Consider the following 18,859-nt stretch of genomic DNA (forward strand, 5'->3'; position numbering starts at 1 on the left):
CCCAGCCGCACCAGCGGGACCCGGCGGGCGCGCTGGATGGCCAGGAAGATGCCCAGCAGCGCGATCCCGCCGGCCAGCGCGCCGAGGGTGGCCGCCGATCCCCAGCCCTGCTCGGGGGCGCGCACGATGGCGAACACGGTCAGTGCCAGACCGGCGGTGACCGCCACCGCGCCCGCCACGTCCACCACGCCGCGCCGTGCGGGGGTGGCGGGCATGAGGGCGGGGGTGGCCGCGATCGCGATCAGTGAGATGGGGACGTAGAGCCAGAAGATCCACGGCCAGGACAGCCATTCGGTGATCACGCCGCCCAGGAACACCCCGGCGGTGCCACCGGCCGGCGCGGCCGCCCCGTACAGCGCCAGTGCCTTGGTCAGCTCCTTCGGGCGGGCGCCGAACAGCACCATCAGCAGGGTCAGGGCCGACGGCGCGATCAACGCCGCTCCGGCGCCCTGCAACACGCGACCGGTCAGCTCCACCCCGGCGCTGCCCGCCAGCGCCGCGACCACCGAGCCGCCCAGGGTGATCACCCAGCCGGCGGCGAACATCCGCCGCGCGCCGAGCAGGTCGGACAACCGCCCGCCGAGCAGCAGCAGCCCGCCGAAGGCGACCACGTAGGCGTTGAACACCCAGGACAGGCCGTCGGGGGAGAAGCCGAGATCGGACTGCATCTTCGGCAGCGCGACCCCGATGATCGAGGTGTCCATGATGACCATGAACTGGGCGAGCGCGAGGAACCCCAGCGCCCACCAGCGGCGGGAATCGGTTCTCATCACCGGTCCACTCCAATACCTATAGGGGGTATCTGTATGACCGAGAAGTTAGCCGCGGTCGAGGTTGTCGCGCAAGTACCCCTAGGGGGTATTCATGTGATCCGGCTCCCGTCCCGTTCGGAGACGCGTTCGGTCAGCCCACGCAGCGCACCGTGGGTTCCGGGTCGTAGTGGACGGTCCGCGTCGTGCGGCTGAGCTCCGTGCCGCTCAGGTCGCGGACGACCCGGGTGTCCGAAGTCGTGAAGCCCGGCTTGCCCCGGGCCGCTTTGCACGAGGGGCCGGCCGGTTTGGTGACCGTGTACGGGTTGACGTAGTCACCGCGCGGGCCGGTCACGGATTCGACCGCGACGTGCTTGGTGCCCCACAACCGCACGGTGATCGACTTCGGCGTCCAGATCGTCTGGATCGCCACCCCGGTGGGGTATTCGTTGCCGAACTTCAGGTCGATCACGCTGCTGCCGTCCGGGTTCTGGAACACCGTCGCGTCGCGTGCGACCGGGTAGCGGCTGATGTAGAAGCTGTGCTCCTTGTGCTCGACGTCGGTCATCCCGGCGAAGTACGCGGCGTTGTACAAGGTGGTCGCGAACTGCGAGATCCCGCCACCCACCTCACGGTCCGGCACGCCCTCCTCGATCACACCCGCTTCCACGTACCCCTGCGCGGCCTCGCGCGGGCCGGTGTATCCGTTGAGGCTGAACGTGTCCCCTGGCAGCACGATCGCGCCGGCCACCTCCTCGGCGACCACCCGGATGTTCACCCCGGAATCGGGGGCGAAGCCGCTGGTGGTGAACTCGCCGATCACCTCGGTGATCCCGAGCTGCCCGGCCCGCTCGGTGGTGATCCGGGCCGGCACCGCCCTGTACCGCGCGTCGGTGGTCCGGCTGCCGCCGGGCCCGATGGCCTGCAGCAGCCCGGCCAGGGTCTGGTCCCAGTCGACCGCCCGGCCGTCAACGGACGGCACGACCATCGGCCGGTCGTTGTCGAACCGCATCCGCGCGTCCTGACCCGGCTTCTCCGTCGGTGCGAGCTGATCGGCCAGGGCGCCGAGCTTCGCCCGGTCCAGGCGGGGGACGAGCGTGCCGGTGTCGCCGGGCTGGAACGTCAGCGCGGCCGCGATCTGCGGGGGCTCGACCGTGGCGTCCCGGCCGTCGCCCCGGACCGTCGCGGGACCGGCCACGGCGGGCCGGGCGACCTGATCGAGTGCCGCCCGCACACCCTCCGGGGTGGTCTTCGGCGCCAGCGGCAGCACCGGAAGCGGCAGCCGCGGCGAGATGGCCCACCCGGTGCGCAGCACGTCCTCGGCCCGCGCGACGTCGAGTGTCTGCCCGGCCTGGGGATCAACGGGGACCGGGGTGGTGCCGTCGAACCGGATGCCGCCCTCCACGGCCGGGCGGTCGACCGCCGCCCTGGCCTGGTCGAGCGTGGTGGTCAGCGAGCCCGGGTCCGCCTCGGCCACGAGTGGGGCTTCGCGGTCGCGGAACAGCGACACCAGGCGGGTCCACGGGTTCAGCGGCTGCGATCCGGCTCCCGCGACGGTCGCCGCGAAATCGACGCGCACACCGGCGTCGGCGGGCACGAACGGGATCTCCCGGTCCCCGGCCAGCACCTGAACCGGCCGCTCGAGCCGGGGCGTCAGCTCGTCCCGCAGCTTCTGCTCGGCCGCGGACTCGCTCAGCCCGCCGATCGGCACACCCGCCACCGTCGTCCCCCGCGGCACGTCCCCCGAGCTGAGCGCGAGGTCGAGCACGTACAGGACGGCGAGCGCGAGCAGGACCGCCGCCACGGCGATCGTCCCGGGCCGCCGCCACCACGGCTTCGGCCGCGAGGGTTCCACCTCACCGACGCTCGGGAGGTACTCGGTGGGATCGGGCGTCGAGGAAACCACCAGGTCGTAGTTGACCGAAACGGACGGTTCAAACCAGCGGCGGCCGGCGCTCACCTGCCGTGAGCGCCGGCCGCCGCCGGTGGATCATCCGATGGTGCTGCGGAAGGCACGCAACCGCAGGCTGTTGCTGACCACGAAGACCGAGCTGAACGCCATCGCGGCGCCGGCGATCATCGGGTTGAGCAGGCCGGCCGCGGCCAGCGGGAGGGCGGCGATGTTGTAGGCGAAGGCCCAGAACAGGTTGCCCTTGATGGTGCGCAGGGTGCGGCGGGACAGGCGGATCGCGTCCGCGGCCACCCGGAGGTCGCCGCGCACCAGGGTCAGGTCGCTGGCCTCGATGGCGACGTCGGTGCCGGTGCCCATCGCCAGGCCGAGGTCGGCCTGGGCGAGCGCGGCGGCGTCGTTGACCCCGTCGCCGACCATCGCCACGACCTTGCCCTCGCCCTGCAGCCGCTTGACCACGTCGACCTTGTCGGCGGGCAGAACCTCGGCGATCACCTGGTCGATGCCGACCTCCGCGGCGACCGCCTTGGCGACGGCCTCGTTGTCCCCGGTGAGCAGGACCGGGGTGAGGCCGAGCCCGCGCAGCTGCCGGATGGCTTCGGCGGAGGTGGGTTTGACGGTGTCGGCGACCACCAGCACCGCCCGCGCCTGCCCGTCCCAGCCGACCGCGACCGCCGTCTTGCCCTGCTGTTCGGCCGCGGCCTTGGCCGCGGCGAGATCGGAGGAGAGGTGCTGGCTCCACTCGGCCAGCAGCGCGGTCCGCCCGACGAGCACCGCCTTGCCGTCCACGATGCCTTGCACGCCGAGGCCTTCGACGTTGGTGAAGCCCTCGACGGCTGGCAGGTCGCCGACCTTGTCCCGCGCGCCGGTGGCGATGGCCTGGGCGATCGGATGTTCGGAGGCGTTCTCGAGCGCCCCGGCCAGGCGCAGCACCTCGGTGGTGTCGACGTCGTCGGCGGTGTGGACCTCGGTCAGGGCCATCTTGCCGGTGGTGACGGTGCCGGTCTTGTCCAGCACGATGGTGTCGACGCGGCGGGTGGATTCCAGCACCTCCGGGCCCTTGATCAGGATGCCCAGCTGGGCGCCCCGCCCCGTGCCGACCAGCAGCGCGGTGGGGGTGGCCAGGCCCAGGGCGCAGGGGCAGGCGATGATCAGCACCGCCACCGCCGCGGTGAACGCCGCGGACACGGTGCCGCCCGCGCCGAGCCAGAACGCCAGGGTGCCGGTGGCGAGGGCGATGACGATCGGCACGAACACCGCGGAGATCCGGTCCGCCAGCCGCTGCACCGCGGCCTTGCCGGTCTGGGCCTCCTCCACCAGTTTCGCCATCTGCGCCAGCTGGGTGTCCGCACCGACGCGGGTGGCCCGCACGATCAGCCGGCCGCCGGAGTTGACGGTGGCGCCGGTGACCGGGTCGCCCGGCCCCACCTCGACCGGGACGGATTCGCCGGTGAGCATGCTGGCGTCGACCGCGGAGCTGCCTTCGGTGATCACCCCGTCGGTGGCGATTTTCTCGCCGGGCCGGACCAGGAAGGTCTCGCCCACGGCGAGCTGGTCGACCGGGATGCGTTCCTCCCGGCCGTCCCGCAGCACGGCCACGTCTTTGGCGCCGAGTTCGAGCAGGGCGCGCAGCGCGGCCCCGGCGCGGCGCTTGGAGCGGGCCTCGAAGTAGCGGCCGGCGAGGATGAACGTGGTCACCCCGGCCGCGACCTCGAGGTAGATGTTGCCGTCCCCGCTGAGGCGTTGGATGGTCAGCTCGAACGGATGCGTCATGCCGGGCACCCCGGCGCTGCCGAACAGCAGCGCGTAGAGCGACCAGGCGAACGCGGCCAGCGTGCCCAGGGACACCAGCGTGTCCATGGTGGCCGCGCCGTGCCGCAGGTTGGTCCACGCGGCCTTGTGGAACGGCCACGCGGCCCAGACGATCACCGGCGCGGCCAGCGTCAGCGAGATCCACTGCCAGTAGGTGAACTGCAGGGCCGGGACCATCGCCAGCGCGATCACCGGCACCGACAGCACCAGCGAGCCGATCAGCCGCTGCCGCAGCGGCGCCGTCGGGTCCTCCTCGACGGCCTCCGGCTCCACGGCCTTGGGCTGGGGGACGGTGGCCGTGTAGCCGGCCGCCTCGACCTGGGCGACCAGGGTGGCCGGGTCCAGGTCGGCGGGGAAGGTGACCTTCGCCTTCTCGGTGGCGTAGTTGACGGTCGCGCTGACCCCGTCGAGCTTGTTGAGCTTGCGCTCCACCCGCATCGCGCACGAGGCGCAGGTCATGCCCCCGATCGCCAGCTCGATGTCGCGCGCCGCGGTCGCCGGGGAGTTCTGCACATCCGAAGTCATCGTGGTGTCCCTTTCCTGGATCAGCCGTGGCTGTGGCCGTGGCCGTCGGCGGGCGCCGGCGGGGTGGCCGGCTGGGGCCCGGTGGGGACGGTGAATTCGGCGGTGCGGACGGTGCCGGCGTGCTGGAAGTCCAGGAACAGCCGGTAGGTGCCGGCCGAGGGGACCTCGGCGTAGAAGGTCACGGTCGGGCCCGGCCGGGTCACCCCGTCGCCGGGTGCGCCGACGGGGTGCACGTGCAGATAGGCCAGATCACCCTCGCGAAGGGCCACCAGGTGGCCGTAGGCGCCCAGGTAGGGCTGCAGGTCGGTGACCTCGTGGCCGTCCTTGCTGACGGTGAGCGTGAGCTTCGACGTCTGTCCCGGGGCGAGGTCGCCGTCCAGGCGCACCTGGTAGCCGTCCACTTCCGCCACCCGCGAGGGGGCGTAGGTGCGGGGCTGGAAGTCGCCGGCCGCGGCCAGGTCGACGCCCAGGGTGGTGGCCTGACCGCCGGTGGGCGTGAAGTCGGCGAAGGCGCGGTAACTGCCCGCGTCGGCGACGTCCAGCGGCACCGTCCAGGTGCCATCGGGCGCCATCTCCGGGTGCACGTGCTGGAATCCGGCGGTGTCGCGGCGCACCACGATCAGGTGCATGCGCTTGTCGTGCTCGACGTCGAACGCGGTGACCGCGTTGCCGTCGGGGCCGGTGATCCGGAAGGCGAACTGGTTGGTGGTCCCGGTGGTCAGCGTCGCGTGGGTGGGCGTGAGGGTGTAACCGCCCCTGGACGACGCCAGCCCCGCGGGCAGGCCGGTCTCCGCGACAGTGCCGCTGTGACCGTCCCCGTGCGCGGCGTCCTCGCCGCCGTGCGCGCCAGCTTCGCTGGTGACGGGACCGACAGCGGTGCCGATCGCCCAGGCGCCACCGGCGACCAGGACGAGCGCCGCACCGTAGGCGGAGAGCTTCGTGGCAGTGTTCATGACAATCCTGTCCTCGGGCCGCCGCGCTACGCGGTCAGCTGGTATCCGGCTTCTTCGACGGCGGCGCGCACCGCGTCGGTGGTCAGCTCCTGCTCGCTGGTGACGGTGACCTTGCCGGTGGGCAGATCCACCGCGACGTCGGTGACGCCGGGGATCTCACCGACCTCTTCGGTCACCGAAGCCACGCAGTGCCCGCAGGTCATGCCGGTCACGGTGTAGGTCTGCTGAGTCATCTCTGTCTTCCCTTTCTCCTGGTCAGGAACGCACCAGCCGGGCGATGGCCTCACTGGCCTCGCGCACCTTGGCGTCGGCGGTGTCGCCACCCACGGCGATCGCCTCGGCCACGCAGTGCTTGAGGTGCTCGTCCATCAGCCCCAGCGACACCGACTGCAGCGCCTTGGTCGCCGCCGCGATCTGCGTCAGCACGTCGATGCAATACTCGTCGTTCTCGACCATCCGCTGCAGCCCGCGGATCTGCCCCTCGATCCGGCGCAGCCGCGTCAGGTAGCCGTCCTTGTCGCTGGCGTATCCCCGCATGTCCCTCTCCTCAATCCGGTCGACGATTCCGACTATACCCCCTACCCGTATGCCTCGGGTCGAGGTCGCCGTCGCCGCCGATGAGGAATGTATACCCAAGGGGGGTATCCTTGGTCAAGGGGGATACCCGCAAGGGGTAGGAGGCATGTGATGACGGCGGAGAAGTCCCGCGCGCTGAGTGAGAAGCTCGCGATCGCGGTGCGGGAATGGATCGGCTGCGCCGCCTGCCTGGAAGCGCACATCGAAGCCGCGACGGACCGGCGCGACGCGGCGCTCGAACCGGCGTCACTGACCGACGACGACGTCGCCGGACTCCGGGCGCACGGCTGGAGCGAGCGCGTCATCGCCGAGGCGTGCCCGGGCCGGTCCGCCAATCGGACCGGCCCGGGCAGGGCTGACTCGCCGGGGCGGGGAGGGTCAGCCGCGGCGGGACAGGCTCGCCAGAACCTGCCGCGCGGCGCGCTCACCCGAGGCGGCCGCGTCGGCGAGGGAGGGCATGTCCAGCTGGTAGTCGCCGGCCAGGTGGACCGGGCCGAGGTGGTCGCGCAGCGTCGGCAGGGTCGCGCGTCCGCCGGGCGCCCAGAACGGCACGACCCGGGGGTGACGCCGCACGAACGTTTCGCCGAGCTTTCCCTCGAGCTCGGGGTAGAGCGCGAGGAGGTCGGCGGTGAACCGGGCGAGGATCTCGGAGTCGCTGAGTTCGAACAGCCGGTCGGCCACCGCGCCGCCGGCGAAACAGGCCAGCGCGCCGCCCGGCTTCCGCGGGCCCGGACCGCGCAGGGCGGCGGCGTGGTTGAACATCGCCTGGAACGCCATCCGGGGCGTCGACACGGCGATGAAGTCGTCCCACCGCTGCGGGCCTTCCTCGTGGGTGAAGAAGCCCACGACCACGTACCGTCCGTAGTGGATTTCGTCGAACGCCGCCCGGTACTCCGGCGGCAGGCCGGGCATGATCTTCACCGCGACGTCACCGGGCACGGTCACGATCGCCCGGCGGGCGCGGATCCGCGCCGGTCCGTTGTCGTCCTCGTAGTCCACGACCACGCTGTCGTCGGTCCACTCGACCGACCTCACCGGGGAGTTCAGCCGCAGGCGGTCACCGAGGTCGGCGGCCAGGATGTCGGTGAGGGTCTGGTTTCCGCCTTCGGGCAGGGTCAGGTTCGGCACCTTCGCCGGATCGGTCAGCAGGATCCCCATCGAGAGGGCGAACTGCGTCGCGGCCGTCTCCTCCGGCTCGCACCCCATCCACTGCCCGGACCAGGACCGGACCATGTCCCGGGCGACCTCGGAGCCGACTCCGCGGAGCACGTACGACGCGGATCGGGCGTCCAGCTTGGCCCGGACCCGCTTCGCCAGGCGGTTGTCCGGGTTCATCGCCAGGAACGGCACCGCCGCGAGGATGCGGGCGCCGACCGCCGCCAGCCCGGCCCGGTCCGCCCAGCTCATCCCGGAGCGGAACATCAGGGCGAACGGGTTGGAGGTGTCGACCTGCTTGCCGTTCAGCGCCAGCGCCACCTTCTTGCCCGCCAGGGACCCCATCGCGACCCGGTGGCGTTGGAGGGCTTCGATCAGCGGCCCGGTTCCCTCGGTGAACTGGGTGCCGAGGTTGATCCAGTATCCGCCCCGGCGAACCGACTCCACCCGGCCGCCGGCCCGGCCGGCGGCTTCGAGCACGACGACGTTCTGCTCGGCCAGGGTGGTGGCCGCCATCAACCCCGCCATGCCGGCGCCGACCACGACGACGTCCGCTTCGAACTCGTGCCGGGTGTTCTTGCGTGATGCGGTCACGGCACTCAGCCTGCTTTCGTGATGGTGGTGGAGTAGGAACGGTCGAGCGCGGCGGCGATGGCCCCGACCAGTCGCTCGGTCGCCTGCCGGCTGCTGGGGCTGATGCCCGTGTAGGAGAGGTATCCGTGCACTAAACCCGCCTCGCGCGTGACCTCGACCGGCACGCCGGCCTCGAGCAGCGCGGTCGCGTAGGCCAGCCCGTCGTCGTGGAGCGGGTCGAAGCCCGCCAGGTTGACGATCGCGGGCGGGAGCCCGGTCAGGCTCGGCGCGCGGTACGGGGAGACGCGGGGGTCCGCGGGGTCGGTCCCCTCGGGGAGGTAGTTCTGGGCGAACCAGGCGATCTGCTTGGCCGAGAGGGCGGGTGATCCCGCGAACTCGTCCTGGGAGGGACGGTGCTCCACGAGATCGGTCACCGGCTGGATCAGCACCTGGAGCAGCGGCTGCACCGCCTCGCCCCGCACCTGCTGGCACAGGACGGCCGCGATGTTGCCCCCGGCGCTTTCCCCGGCCACGACGATCCGATGTGGACTGATGCCCCAGCCGGCCGCGTGCTCGGCGGCGTACCGCCACGCGGCGAGCGCGTCGTCGTGCGCGGCCGGGAAGGGGTGCTCCGGAGCGAGGCGGTACTCGACCGAGACGACGTCCGCACCGGTGCCGTGCGCGAGCATGCGCGCCGGCGCGGTGTAGCTGGCGCGGCTGCCGATCACGAAGCCGCCACCGTGGAAGAAGAGGATCAACCCCCGCGAGGGCGTGCCGGTGCTGTAGCGCGTGGCGAGCACGCCGTCCGCGACCTCGATCTCCTCCTCGATCGCGCAGGCCGGAACCCGGGCCGCGAAGAGGGCCAGGTCGCTTTCGGTGACCTCGCGGGCCTCGGCGGCCGGCAGGTCGCTGTAGTCGGGGCCGGACTCGCTCAGCTTCATCAGGAGCGCGACGTCGGGTGCCATGCCCTCGCCCGCGCTGTTGACCGGCGGCCGGGCGAGGAGCCGCTGGACCGCGGCCGGCAGGCGGCTCAGGCTGATCAGGAAGGCCCGCTGGAACCGCTGGGCCAGGGTGAACCGCGGGGCGCTCATGACGCGGCTTCCACGCTCGCGAGCCGGTCCGGGGTGGCGATCCGGGTCGAGAAACGAATGTGGTCGTCGTCGACGAGCCGGCCCTTGAACAGCCGGTTGTCCTTGATGAACGTGGTGTGCATCTTCCACGGCAGTTCCGTGCCCTGGCGCGGAAGCTCGTGCTTGGCCCGCTGGATGTAGCCCGCGCTGAGGTCGAGCAGGTCCACTGTGGGCATGCCCTCCGGCGGGACCGGCACGGCGATGTCGTAACCCTTCGCGTCCATCGTGCGGATCACCTCCGCGGCGAGGCGGCACACGTTGCGGATGCGCAGGGTCCACGTCGCCTTGGTGTAGCCGAGCATCATGGCCCAGTTGGGCACGCCCGAGATCAGGGCGCCGCGGTACAGCACCGTGTCGCCCAGGTTGACCGGGGTGCCGTCCACCGTCGGCTTGATGCCGCCCAGCATCTGCATGACGAGGCCGGTCGCGGTGACGATGACGTCGGCCTCGAGCGTCCGGCCCGACTTCAGCAGGATGCCTTCGCGGGTGAACCGCTCGATCTGGTCGGTCACCACGTCGGCTTTCCCCTCGCGGATCACCTGGAAGAACTCGTTGTCCGGCGTCGCGCACAGGCGCTGGTCCCAGGGGTTGTAGGGGGGTGCGAAGTGGGTGTCGACGTCGAATCCGGCCGGCAGCTGCTTGGCCGTCCACTTGCGCAGCAGGTTGCGGCCGAAGTTCGGGAACTTGCAGAGCACGCTCACGATCAGGTGGTCGGACCACATGTTCTTGAACCGCGTGGCGGCGTACCCGCGCTCGACGCCGAAGAGCTTCATGAGCCGCTGGGCGAGCTTGTCCACCCTGGGGACCGACGCGACGTAGCTCGGCGTGCGCTGCAACATGGTGACGTGGGCTGCCGCGCCCTCGCCCGTCAGCATCGCGGGGAGCATGGTGACGGTGGTCGCGCCGCTGCCGATGATGACCACGCGTTTGCCGCTGTAGTCGTAGTCCTCCGGCCAGTGCTGCGGGTGGAGGATGTCGCCCTGGAAGTCCTCCCGGCCCTCGAAGCGGGGCTCGTAGCCCTTGTCGTAGCGGTAGTAGCCGGTGCCGCTGACGACGAACCTGGCCCGGATGGACTTGTGGGTTTCGTTGCCCGCCTCGTCCGTCGCGGTGACCCGCAGCGTCCACCGCGCCTCCTCGCTGGACCAGTCGGCAGCGGTGACCCGGTGGCGTAGCCGCAGGATCTTGTCGAGACCGAACTCGGTGACGGTCTCGGCCACGTAGTCGCGGATCAACGGGCCGTCGGCGATCGCCTCCTTGTGCAGCCACGGCTTGAACTCGTACCCGTAGGTGTGCACCGAGTCGTCGGACCGGACGCCCGGGTACTTGAACAGGTCCCAGGTGCCGCCGACCGCGCCGCGGCCCTCCAGCAGGAGGATCTTCTTGTCGGGGAAGTCGCTGGTCAGGTACTTCGCCGCACCGATGCCGGACAACCCGGCGCCGATGACGACGATGTCCGCCGACTCCGTCCTGTGGTCGTGGTGCTGCATGCTGCGCATTCCTCTCAGTGATGGGTGTCGTCCGAGGCCGGAGCGCTCGTCAGACGGTGGGTGATCAGGAAGACCGCGAAGACCGCGGCCAGGGCGACGAGAGCCACGTACGACATCGCGTCCAGCGGTGCGGCGGGCGGATTGATCAGGCCGTTCAGGTACATCCAGGCCATGGCCGCCGCACCGGCGACGGCGCTGACGACCGCGGTCACACCGAGCCGGCCCTCTCGCGCCAGCAGCTTCACGGCACCGGCGCAGATCAAGAGGTAGGGAATCACCCAGAAGTAGACGATGAGCGTCGCTACCGAGTTGTAGACGTCGACGATGTCGTCCGGGTTCGCGGCCGCCATGACGAGGATCGCGCCGAGACCGAGGACGCTGATCGTGACGACGGCTGTCGCGGGACTCCGGTGGCGCGGGTGGATCCGGCCGGTGCGCGCGGGCAGCAGCCGGTCGGTGGCGAGCGTGGCGACGAACCGGGAACCGTAGTTGACGAAACCGATCAACGCGGCGAACGTCGCGATCGCGAGGACCAGGTCGGTGGCCGTGGCCACGGTGCTGCCGAGGCCGCCTTCGATGGCCAGTGCCGCCGCGGGGGAGGTTCCGGCCGCCAGCGCGTCGCTCGCGGCGGTCAGGGCAGGCACCTGGAGGAAGGTCGCGACCACGTACAGGGCGCCGAGGCCGGCCGGGACGCACATCACGGCGAGCGGAACCGCGCGCTTGGCGTCGCGGGTCTCCGCGGCGAGTGCGGTGCTGCTCTCGAATCCGACCAGGAAGACCGCGCCGGCGGCGACGCCCTGGAAGATGCCGCTGGTGGTGGCTCCCTCGAACGACAGCTGCGCGCCGAGGTCGAGGCCGGAGTGCGCGGCGGCGGCCACGGTGACGACCACCATCAGCGGGACCGAGACGGTCGCGAGCGTGACCGCCGACCGCACGGACGTGCCGAGGCCGCGATAGGCGATCGCCGCCGCGATCAGCACGGCACCGCTGTAGATGATCATCTGGACGCCGATGTCGAAACCCGATCCGACGCCCACGGAGAGCAGGAAGCTTCCGGAGAAGAGCCCGACGAGGAAGGCGATGGCCCCGACCTGGGCGACGTAGCCGAGGAACAGCGCGGCGCCGGTGAGGATCCGCGCCCACGGGCCGAACACGTGGGAGATGTAGGAGTAGAGCGAACCGGTGACCACGTAGCGCCGGGCGAAGCTGATGATCGACAGGCCGACCAGGCTGGTCCCGAAGGCGGCGATCAGCGCGCCGAGCCAGCTTCCGTTGCCCGCCGTGGTCAGGATGAGGGCCGGGACGGCGGCCAGGCCGACCGGCGGGACGTAGGAGGCCAGCGCCAGGCCGACCAGCTGGCTCCGGCTGAGGTGGCCGGTCACCTCGGGAGGTTCGTCGGGTGCGGGGCGGCTGGTGGCCTCGAGGTGGTCGCTCATCGTTGGGGACCCTTCTGGCGGCACATGCATTAATCGGTCATCTGATTAAGTCAAGCGATTCAGTGAGTGTGTGCGAAGTTGCCCGAGTCGTCAAGAGAGGGCCTCGCCTGCCGTCGGAGACCGGTGTTGACACGGGGCGACCCGGCACCCATCATCTTCGTCAAGCGATCGAGTCAACTGACTAACTACGGTCGCGCGATGCCACCTGGCCGAGAGGGTCAAGGATGACCGAAATCATGACGTTCCCGGAGGTGCCCGCGAGGCGCCCCGGAGTGTCCGAACGGGACGGCTCGGCCTTCCCCATCACGATCGAGGACGATGCGACTCCGCTCGTCCGGCTGATCGGGCGCACGTTGCGTGACTCGTCGCGAACCGGGCACGCCCACGAGGTCCTGGGCCGGTCCGCCGGCACCGTGGCGGTCCGCTCCCACGACACGCCGCAGGCCGCGACGATCGTCTTCGGCGGCGACGCCGCTGCGGTGACCAGCGGAGTCCGGGCCGAGCCGGACGCGACGGTCGTCGTCGATCTGCACGCACGCTTCGCCCCGGTGGGGGAGCCGTCCGGTGATGCCGCCCTGGCCGCCGGCGCCTTGCGCGCGTTGCGGCCGCCGCTGCCCCACTGGCGCGAGGCCGCCCAGCGCTTCTGGGACGCGACCCGCGACATCCCGGGCGTCCCCGAGGTCCTGATCGTCGACGCCGACGGCGCCGAAGGCCCGGAGCGTGGTCAGTTCGGCGCCGGTTCGACCGAGTACCTGATGGCCGGACCGGCCGACCTCCTCGCCGGTGTCTTCACCGGGGCCGACGACTTCCTCGCCTCCTTGGCGGCCGGCCTGCGGGTCAAGGGCACGTTGGCGCAGGCGTCGGTCATGACCGCCGCGTCCTGGAGGGTTCGTTATGGGATCTGACCTCACCCGGCCCGCCCGCGCCGTCCGCCTCGAAGCGACCAACCACGACGGCAGCTTCCTGGGCAAGACCGTGTCGGACGCGAAGTTCGCCGCGGGCAAGGATGCCGGGTTCGCCTTCGCCGACATCCTGTTCGCGATCGACCTGGGCACCGAGATCGTCTTCGGGGACGCCTACCCGGACTGGCGCGGCAACCTCTACGACATCCAGATGATCCCGGACCCCTCGACGCTCGTGGAGTGGAAGCCGGGCCTGGACTCGGTCATCGGCGACTACTGGCTCAAGGACGGCACACCGGTGCCGATCTGTCCGCGGAACCTGGCGCGGAAGATGGTGGACCGGCTGGCGTCGCTGGGATACACCGCGACCACCGCCGTGGAGATCGAGGCGACCCTGTTCGAGGAGTCCATCCAGGAGGCGCGCAAGCTCGGGTACCGGGATCTGACGCCGCTGGGCGGCAGCACGGGTGCCACCTACCACCTGGCGAGGTCCGCGGACTGGGGCGGGTACATGGAAGCGGTTGTCGAGCGCCTCGATCGCGTCGGCATCGCGTGGGAGGCCTGGACCGACGAGGCCGCCCCCGGGCAGACGGAGCTGAACCTGGCGCCGGCGGATCCCATCACCCTGGCCGACTCCTGGGCCCGCACCAAGCAGATCATGCGTGAGGTCGCGTTCGACCAGGGCCACACGGTCACCTTCATGGCCAAGCCGACGGCCGGCTTCGGACAGGGCGCCCACCTCAACCTGTCGCTCCACAGCGGTGGGGTGAACCAGTTCTTCGCCGCCGACGGCCCGTCCCCGCTCATGCGGCACGCGGTCGGCGGACTGCTGGCGACGATGCCGGGCAACACCTCGATCGCGTTGCCGCAGATCACGTCCTACCGGCGGCTGGTGGACCTGACCGGACCGCCCACCACCGTGACGTGGGGCGTCAACAACAAGACCGCCGCGGTGCGCGCCATCACCGGCCACCCGAAGTACTCGCGCCTGGAGTACCGGCTGCCCGGCGCCGACGTCAACCCCTACCTCGCTGTGGCCGGCGTCCTGGCCGGGGTGCTGGCCGGCATCGAGCGGAAGATCGAGCCACCGGAGCAGGTCACGGACATGGCGTGGTGCCTGCCCGACGGCCACGGCGTGACCCGGATCCCGGACACGATGTCGAAAGCGGCCGCGGCCCTGGACGCCGATCCGCTCCTGCGGGAGTACCTCGGTGACGAGTTCGTGGACTTCTGGGTCGCGTCCCGGCGCTGGGAGTGGATGGAGTTCCACACCAAAGGCGGCGATCCGTTCGCCGAACTCTCCCAGTGGGAGTCCACCCGCTACTTCGAGTTCCCGTGAGCACGCCCGAGGAGACCACGCTGATGAAACCACTGATCGGCATCACCGGGCGGCGGTTCCGGCTGGCGCTGCTCCGGGGAGCCGACGAGCGGTACGGCGACCGCTGCATCGACACCGCCATGTCGGACTTCGCGACGCGGATCGCCGACGCCGGCGGGCTGCCGGTGCACCTGTCCTACGACACCGGCGCGACGGACGTGTGCCAGTGGCTGTCCGGGGTCGTGATCACCGGCGGACAGGACGTCCACCCGGCGTGCTGGGGACGCGAGGTGTCGGTGGTCCGCGAGGTCGATCCCCGCACCGACCCGATGGTGCACGACGCGGCCCGGGACACCTACGAGCTCGCGCTCGTGCGGGCCGCGCTGGAGCAGGGGATTCCCGTGCTCGGCGTGTGCCGGGGCCTGCAGGTGCTCAACGTCGCGCTCGGCGGCACGCTCGTCCCGGATCTCGCGCCCGGCTCCGTGCGGCACCTGTCGGCCGAGGCCGCGCCGACCGACGGCACCGCCGATCACGTGGTGACCTTCGAGCCCGGCTCGCTCGCCGCCGGCCTGTTCGGCGAGCAGGTGATGACCAACTCCTGGCACCACCAGGCCGTCGACCGCTGCGGCACCGGACTGGTGGTGACCGGGCGGACCGGTGACGGCGTGATCGAGTCGGTCGAGCTGCCCGGGGCGCCGGTGCTCGGCGTCCAGTGGCACCCGGAGTGGATGAAGAGCACGGACCCCACGCTGACGTGGATCGTCCGCGCCGCGGCGGAGCGGCTCGCCGCCGGCCGCGGCGACGAACAACAGAGGAGCTTGCGATGACCGCGAACGTGGCCCGCCCGGAACCGGTCGTGCCGGCCGGGCGGATCGGCGACGATCCCGCCATCCCGACGCTGACCGGACTGCTGGCGCGGCGCGCGCAGGACTCACCGGACCGCGAGTTCCTGCGCTTCGGCGAATGGTCGTGGAGTTTCGCCGACATCGACGCCTGGACCTCCCGGCTGGCGCACCGGATGATCGACACCGACGGCGTCCGGCCGGGGGACCGGGTGGCGATCATGCTGCCGAACGTCGTGCACTGGCCGGTCGTGTGGCTCGCGGCCCTGAAGGCCGGGGCGATCGCGGTGCCGGTCAACTGCTCCTACCAGCGGGCCGATCTCGCCTTCGTCCTGCGGGATTCCGGTGCGCGCCTGGTGTTCACCGACGCCGAGCGGTCCGGGCTGGTCGCCGACGTCCGGGCGGCCGAGGCCGACCTCGCCGACGTTCGCGTCGTCGACGTGGCCGACGACGGGTCCGAACCGTTCCCGGCGACGGCGCCCGCGGTGCCGGTCGAGGCAGGTACGCTCGCGAACCTGCAGTACACCTCGGGAACCACGGGCTTTCCGAAGGCGTGCATGCTCACCCACGACTACTGGGCCCGGCTGGGTTGGGTGTGCGCCGCGGCGGCCGGGCTTTCGCGCGAGGACGTGATCCTGACCGCGCAGCCGTTCTCCTACATGGATCCACAGTGGAACGCCGCGCTCGCCCTCACGGTCGCCGCGCCGCTGGTCGTGCTGCCCCGGTTCTCCGCGTCGACCTTCGTGGCCGACGTCCGCCGCCACCGCGCGACCTTCTGCTACGTCCTCGGATCGATGCCGACGCTGCTGTTCAAGCAGCCACCCACCGACGAGGACCGCGACAACGACCTCCGGCTGGTGTTCTGCTCGGGCATCCCGGCCGGTCTGCACGCCCGGCTGGAGGAGCGGTGGGGCGCCCCGTGGCGGGAGATCTACGGGATGACCGAGTCCGGAGTGGACCTGTTCAGCCCGCCGGGCGACACCGGCGCCGTGGGCAGCGGGAGCCTCGGACGGCCGTTGCCGTCCAAACAGGTCCGCATCGTCGGCCCCGACGGCACCGAGGTGCCCGACGGTGAGCCCGGCGAACTGATCACCGCGGGCAAGCCGATGATGAACGGCTACTGGAACCGGCCGGAGGACACCGCCCGGGTGCTGCGGAAAGGTTGGCTGCACACCGGCGATCTCGTCGTCCGCCACCCCGGCGGCGGCATCCAGCTGGTCGGGCGGATCAAGGACATGGTGCGGCGCGGCGGTGAGAACGTCGCGAGCGTCGAGGTCGAGACCGTGCTGGAACGCGACGACAGGGTGGTCGCGGCCGCGGTCGTCGCCGAACCCGACGAGATCCTCGGCGAGGAGGTCAAGGCGTTCGTGCAGCTGGCGCCCGGGGTGCCGGCCGAGCGTGCGACGGCGGAGGAGATCGTCGAGCGGGCCGGCCGGGAACTCGCCCGCTTCAAGGTGCCGCGCTACATCGAGTTCGTCACCAGCTTCCCCCGCACGCCGTCCGAACGCATCTCCAAACCGGCCCTCAAGGCCCGCGCCGCGGCCGAGCCGGGCGTCACCTACGACTTCGGTAAGCGGCGCACCAGCACGGCCGCGTCCGGATTCCTCGACGCCGAGGTCGTCCGGGACGTCGCCGTGCTGACGTTCCGGCGTCCCGACAAGCTCAACGCCCTGGACGTGCCCACCCGGCTCAAGCTCGCCGCGGCCATCCGCGAGTACGGCACCGGCGAGCGCGTGCGCGGGATCGTGCTCACCGGCGCCGGCCGGGCCTTCTCCGCCGGGCAGGACCTGCAGAGTCCGATGTCCACCGATGCCGAGGTCGAAGAGGCGTTCGCGAGCTTCCACGACATCACCCGGGCCATCCTGCAGACCCGGGTTCCCGTGGTCGCGGCCGTCAACGGTCTCGCCGTCGGCGGAGCCTCGGAGATCACCCTGTGCTGCGACGCCCGCATCGGAACCCCGGCGACGGAGTACTACCAGCCGGAGAACATGCGGGGCCTCACGATCTCCAACGCCTCCAGCGTGCTGCTCAGGCGCCTCGTCGGCAACCACGCGATGCGCATGGTCCTCGGGTCCCCGCGGATCGGGTCCGCGGAGGCCCTGCGGATCGGGCTGCTGGACGAGATCGTCGAGCCCGGCACGTTGATCGACCGCGCGATCGACACGGTCCTCGAGTGGACCCCGGAGGGCAACACGACAGCCCTGCACCTGGAGCTCCTCCGGCCGGAGAGCGAGGAGATCGAGAAGGCGTTCGCCCGGGAGGACGCGGCCGCGAAGGCGGCGTGGGAGAGCGGAGCGCTCACCGCCGGCGTCCAGAGCTTCCTGGCGGCCAGGAGCGCCGGCGCGTAACCCGGACTCGCACCACCCGCACCACAACGACGAGAGACGAGCCGAGATGATCGACACCCAGGCCGCGGTACTGACCGCGTTCACCAAGCCACTCGAGCTGACCACCATCCGGGTGGACGACCCCGAACCGCACGAGGTGCGGGTCGCGGTCACGAACGTGGGGCTGTGCCACAGCGACCTGCACTACCTGAACGGGGCGGTGCCGACCGGCCTGCCCGCCGTGCTCGGGCACGAGGTGGCCGGCGTGGTCGAGTCCGTCGGCTCCCAGGTGACCGGGCTGCGGCCCGGCGACCGCGTGGTCGGCGCGCTGACTCCGCCCTGCGGCAGCTGCACCAACTGCGACGCCGGATGGTCGACCCAGTGCCTGCGTCTCGAACAGGTGCGCCGCCGCCGGCGGCCCGCCTTCCAGAGCGCGGACGGGCGGCCGATCGAACGGCTCGCCGGCATCGGGGCGTTCTCCCAGCACATCCTCCTCCGCGAGAACGCGCTGGTGAAACTCCCGGACGACGTGCCGCTGCACGTCGGATGCCTGCTGGCCTGCTGCGTCATCACCGGCGTCGGCGCCGTCTTCCGCGGCGCACGCGTGCGGCCCGGCAGCACGGTCGCCGTCATCGGCTGCGGCGGCGTCGGATCGGCCATCATCCAGGGCGCCCGGCTCGCCGGCGCCTCGGCCATCGTCGCGATCGACCTCGACGAGGCGCGCCTGGAAGCCGCGCGCGGCTACGGCGCCACCCACGTCATCAACGGCGCGGACGGCGACCCGGTCACCGAACTCCACCGCCTGCTGGGTGACGGGGTGGACTACTCCTTCGAAGCGGTCGGCTCCGCCGGCACCGCGGAAACCGCCCTCGCGCTGGTGCGCCCGACGGGCACCGCGTGCCTGGTCGGGATCGCGCCCGATGGCGCCCGGCTCAGCATCCCGGCGTCGGACTTCTTCTTCGAGGAGAAGCGGCTCATCGGCTCCTACATGGGCTCGGGGCAGGCGCGGCAGGACATCGGCCAGCTCGCGCTGCTGTACCGGCAGGGACGCCTGCTGCTCGACGAGATGGTCACCCGCGTCATCCCGTTCGCCGAGATCAACGACGGCTTCACGGCGATGAAGTCCGGCGACGTGACCCGGATCGTCGCCGATCTCCGGTCCTGA

15 protein-coding genes are annotated in these 18,859 nt (G+C 71.5%); 5 read left to right on the forward strand and 10 right to left on the reverse strand.

Annotated features, from left to right (window positions below; genetic code table 11):
• The 10 genes from IE290_RS00005 to IE290_RS00050 all read right to left on the reverse strand — a co-directional run.
• The coding region (locus IE290_RS00005) for an MFS transporter (protein ID WP_191242403.1) at positions 1–770 on the reverse strand (770 nt) is incomplete at its 3' end.
• Between the two features lie 133 nt (positions 771–903).
• Positions 904–2,604: a VanW family protein gene (locus IE290_RS00010; protein WP_229873960.1), complete on the reverse strand. Its 1,701-nt coding sequence runs from the start codon at positions 2,602–2,604 to the stop codon at positions 904–906.
• A gap of 135 nt (positions 2,605–2,739) precedes the next feature.
• The gene (locus IE290_RS00015) at positions 2,740–4,995 is read right to left on the reverse strand and encodes a heavy metal translocating P-type ATPase (RefSeq protein ID WP_191242405.1); all 2,256 of its coding nucleotides are present in this window, start codon (positions 4,993–4,995) and stop codon (positions 2,740–2,742) included.
• A gap of 20 nt (positions 4,996–5,015) precedes the next feature.
• Entirely contained in the window at positions 5,016–5,948 is a 933-nt protein-coding gene (locus IE290_RS00020; protein WP_191242406.1) for a DUF8832 domain-containing protein, read from the reverse strand.
• Positions 5,949–5,974: 26 nt separating this feature from the next.
• Positions 5,975–6,181, reverse strand: a complete 207-nt coding sequence (locus tag IE290_RS00025; RefSeq protein WP_191242407.1) for a heavy-metal-associated domain-containing protein — start codon at positions 6,179–6,181, stop codon at positions 5,975–5,977.
• Positions 6,182–6,203: 22 nt separating this feature from the next.
• Entirely contained in the window at positions 6,204–6,485 is a 282-nt protein-coding gene (locus tag IE290_RS00030) for a metal-sensitive transcriptional regulator (protein ID WP_191242408.1), read from the reverse strand.
• A gap of 417 nt (positions 6,486–6,902) precedes the next feature.
• Positions 6,903–8,273: a flavin monoamine oxidase family protein gene (locus tag IE290_RS00035; protein WP_191242409.1), complete on the reverse strand. Its 1,371-nt coding sequence runs from the start codon at positions 8,271–8,273 to the stop codon at positions 6,903–6,905.
• Between the two features lie 5 nt (positions 8,274–8,278).
• Complete coding sequence (locus IE290_RS00040) at positions 8,279–9,343, reverse strand: alpha/beta hydrolase (RefSeq protein ID WP_191242410.1); 1,065 nt, start codon at positions 9,341–9,343, stop codon at positions 8,279–8,281.
• A complete protein-coding gene (locus IE290_RS00045) occupies positions 9,340–10,869 on the reverse strand; it encodes a flavin-containing monooxygenase (RefSeq protein WP_191242411.1) in 1,530 nt (509 codons plus the stop codon). Before IE290_RS00045 ends, IE290_RS00040 begins: the two co-directional genes overlap by 4 nt.
• 14 nt (positions 10,870–10,883) lie before the next feature.
• Entirely contained in the window at positions 10,884–12,305 is a 1,422-nt protein-coding gene (locus IE290_RS00050) for an APC family permease (RefSeq protein ID WP_191242412.1), read from the reverse strand.
• Positions 12,306–12,541: 236 nt separating this feature from the next.
• Here IE290_RS00050 and IE290_RS00055 point away from each other — a divergent pair, with 236 nt between their 5' ends.
• The 5 genes from IE290_RS00055 to IE290_RS00075 are packed head-to-tail and all read left to right on the forward strand — an operon-like array spanning position 12,542 to position 18,859.
• Entirely contained in the window at positions 12,542–13,210 is a 669-nt protein-coding gene (locus IE290_RS00055) for a hypothetical protein (RefSeq protein WP_229873961.1), read from the forward strand.
• Positions 13,200–14,546 (forward strand): glutamine synthetase family protein, encoded by a 1,347-nt coding sequence (locus IE290_RS00060; RefSeq protein ID WP_191242414.1) that lies wholly within the window; start codon positions 13,200–13,202, stop codon positions 14,544–14,546. Before IE290_RS00055 ends, IE290_RS00060 begins: the two co-directional genes overlap by 11 nt.
• A gap of 23 nt (positions 14,547–14,569) precedes the next feature.
• Entirely contained in the window at positions 14,570–15,352 is a 783-nt protein-coding gene (locus IE290_RS00065; protein WP_191242415.1) for a gamma-glutamyl-gamma-aminobutyrate hydrolase family protein, read from the forward strand.
• A complete protein-coding gene (locus IE290_RS00070) occupies positions 15,349–17,715 on the forward strand; it encodes an AMP-binding protein (protein WP_191242416.1) in 2,367 nt (788 codons plus the stop codon). Before IE290_RS00065 ends, IE290_RS00070 begins: the two co-directional genes overlap by 4 nt.
• 46 nt (positions 17,716–17,761) lie before the next feature.
• On the forward strand, positions 17,762–18,859 hold the full coding sequence (locus tag IE290_RS00075; RefSeq protein WP_191242417.1) for a Zn-dependent alcohol dehydrogenase: 1,098 nt from the start codon (positions 17,762–17,764) through the stop codon (positions 18,857–18,859).

Origin of the sequence: Amycolatopsis deserti (genome assembly GCF_014653945.1) — a bacterium.
Classification (GTDB): Bacteria; Actinomycetota; Actinomycetes; order Mycobacteriales; family Pseudonocardiaceae; genus Amycolatopsis_E; species Amycolatopsis_E deserti.

Bases quoted from the DNA above. Each gene is read 5' to 3' on its own strand.
- IE290_RS00015 (WP_191242405.1), bottom strand. From the start codon at position 4,995: ATGACTTCGGATGTGCAGAACTCCCCGGCGACCGCGGCGCGCGACATC.
- IE290_RS00020 (WP_191242406.1), bottom strand. From the start codon at position 5,948: ATGAACACTGCCACGAAGCTCTCCGCCTACGGTGCGGCGCTCGTCCTG.
- IE290_RS00025 (WP_191242407.1), bottom strand. From the start codon at position 6,181: ATGACTCAGCAGACCTACACCGTGACCGGCATGACCTGCGGGCACTGC.
- IE290_RS00030 (WP_191242408.1), bottom strand. From the start codon at position 6,485: ATGCGGGGATACGCCAGCGACAAGGACGGCTACCTGACGCGGCTGCGC.
- IE290_RS00040 (WP_191242410.1), bottom strand. From the start codon at position 9,343: ATGAGCGCCCCGCGGTTCACCCTGGCCCAGCGGTTCCAGCGGGCCTTC.
- IE290_RS00045 (WP_191242411.1), bottom strand. From the start codon at position 10,869: ATGCAGCACCACGACCACAGGACGGAGTCGGCGGACATCGTCGTCATC.
- IE290_RS00050 (WP_191242412.1), bottom strand. From the start codon at position 12,305: ATGAGCGACCACCTCGAGGCCACCAGCCGCCCCGCACCCGACGAACCT.
- IE290_RS00055 (WP_229873961.1), top strand. From the start codon at position 12,542: ATGACGTTCCCGGAGGTGCCCGCGAGGCGCCCCGGAGTGTCCGAACGG.
- IE290_RS00060 (WP_191242414.1), top strand. From the start codon at position 13,200: ATGGGATCTGACCTCACCCGGCCCGCCCGCGCCGTCCGCCTCGAAGCG.
- IE290_RS00065 (WP_191242415.1), top strand. From the start codon at position 14,570: ATGAAACCACTGATCGGCATCACCGGGCGGCGGTTCCGGCTGGCGCTG.
- IE290_RS00070 (WP_191242416.1), top strand. From the start codon at position 15,349: ATGACCGCGAACGTGGCCCGCCCGGAACCGGTCGTGCCGGCCGGGCGG.
- IE290_RS00075 (WP_191242417.1), top strand. From the start codon at position 17,762: ATGATCGACACCCAGGCCGCGGTACTGACCGCGTTCACCAAGCCACTC.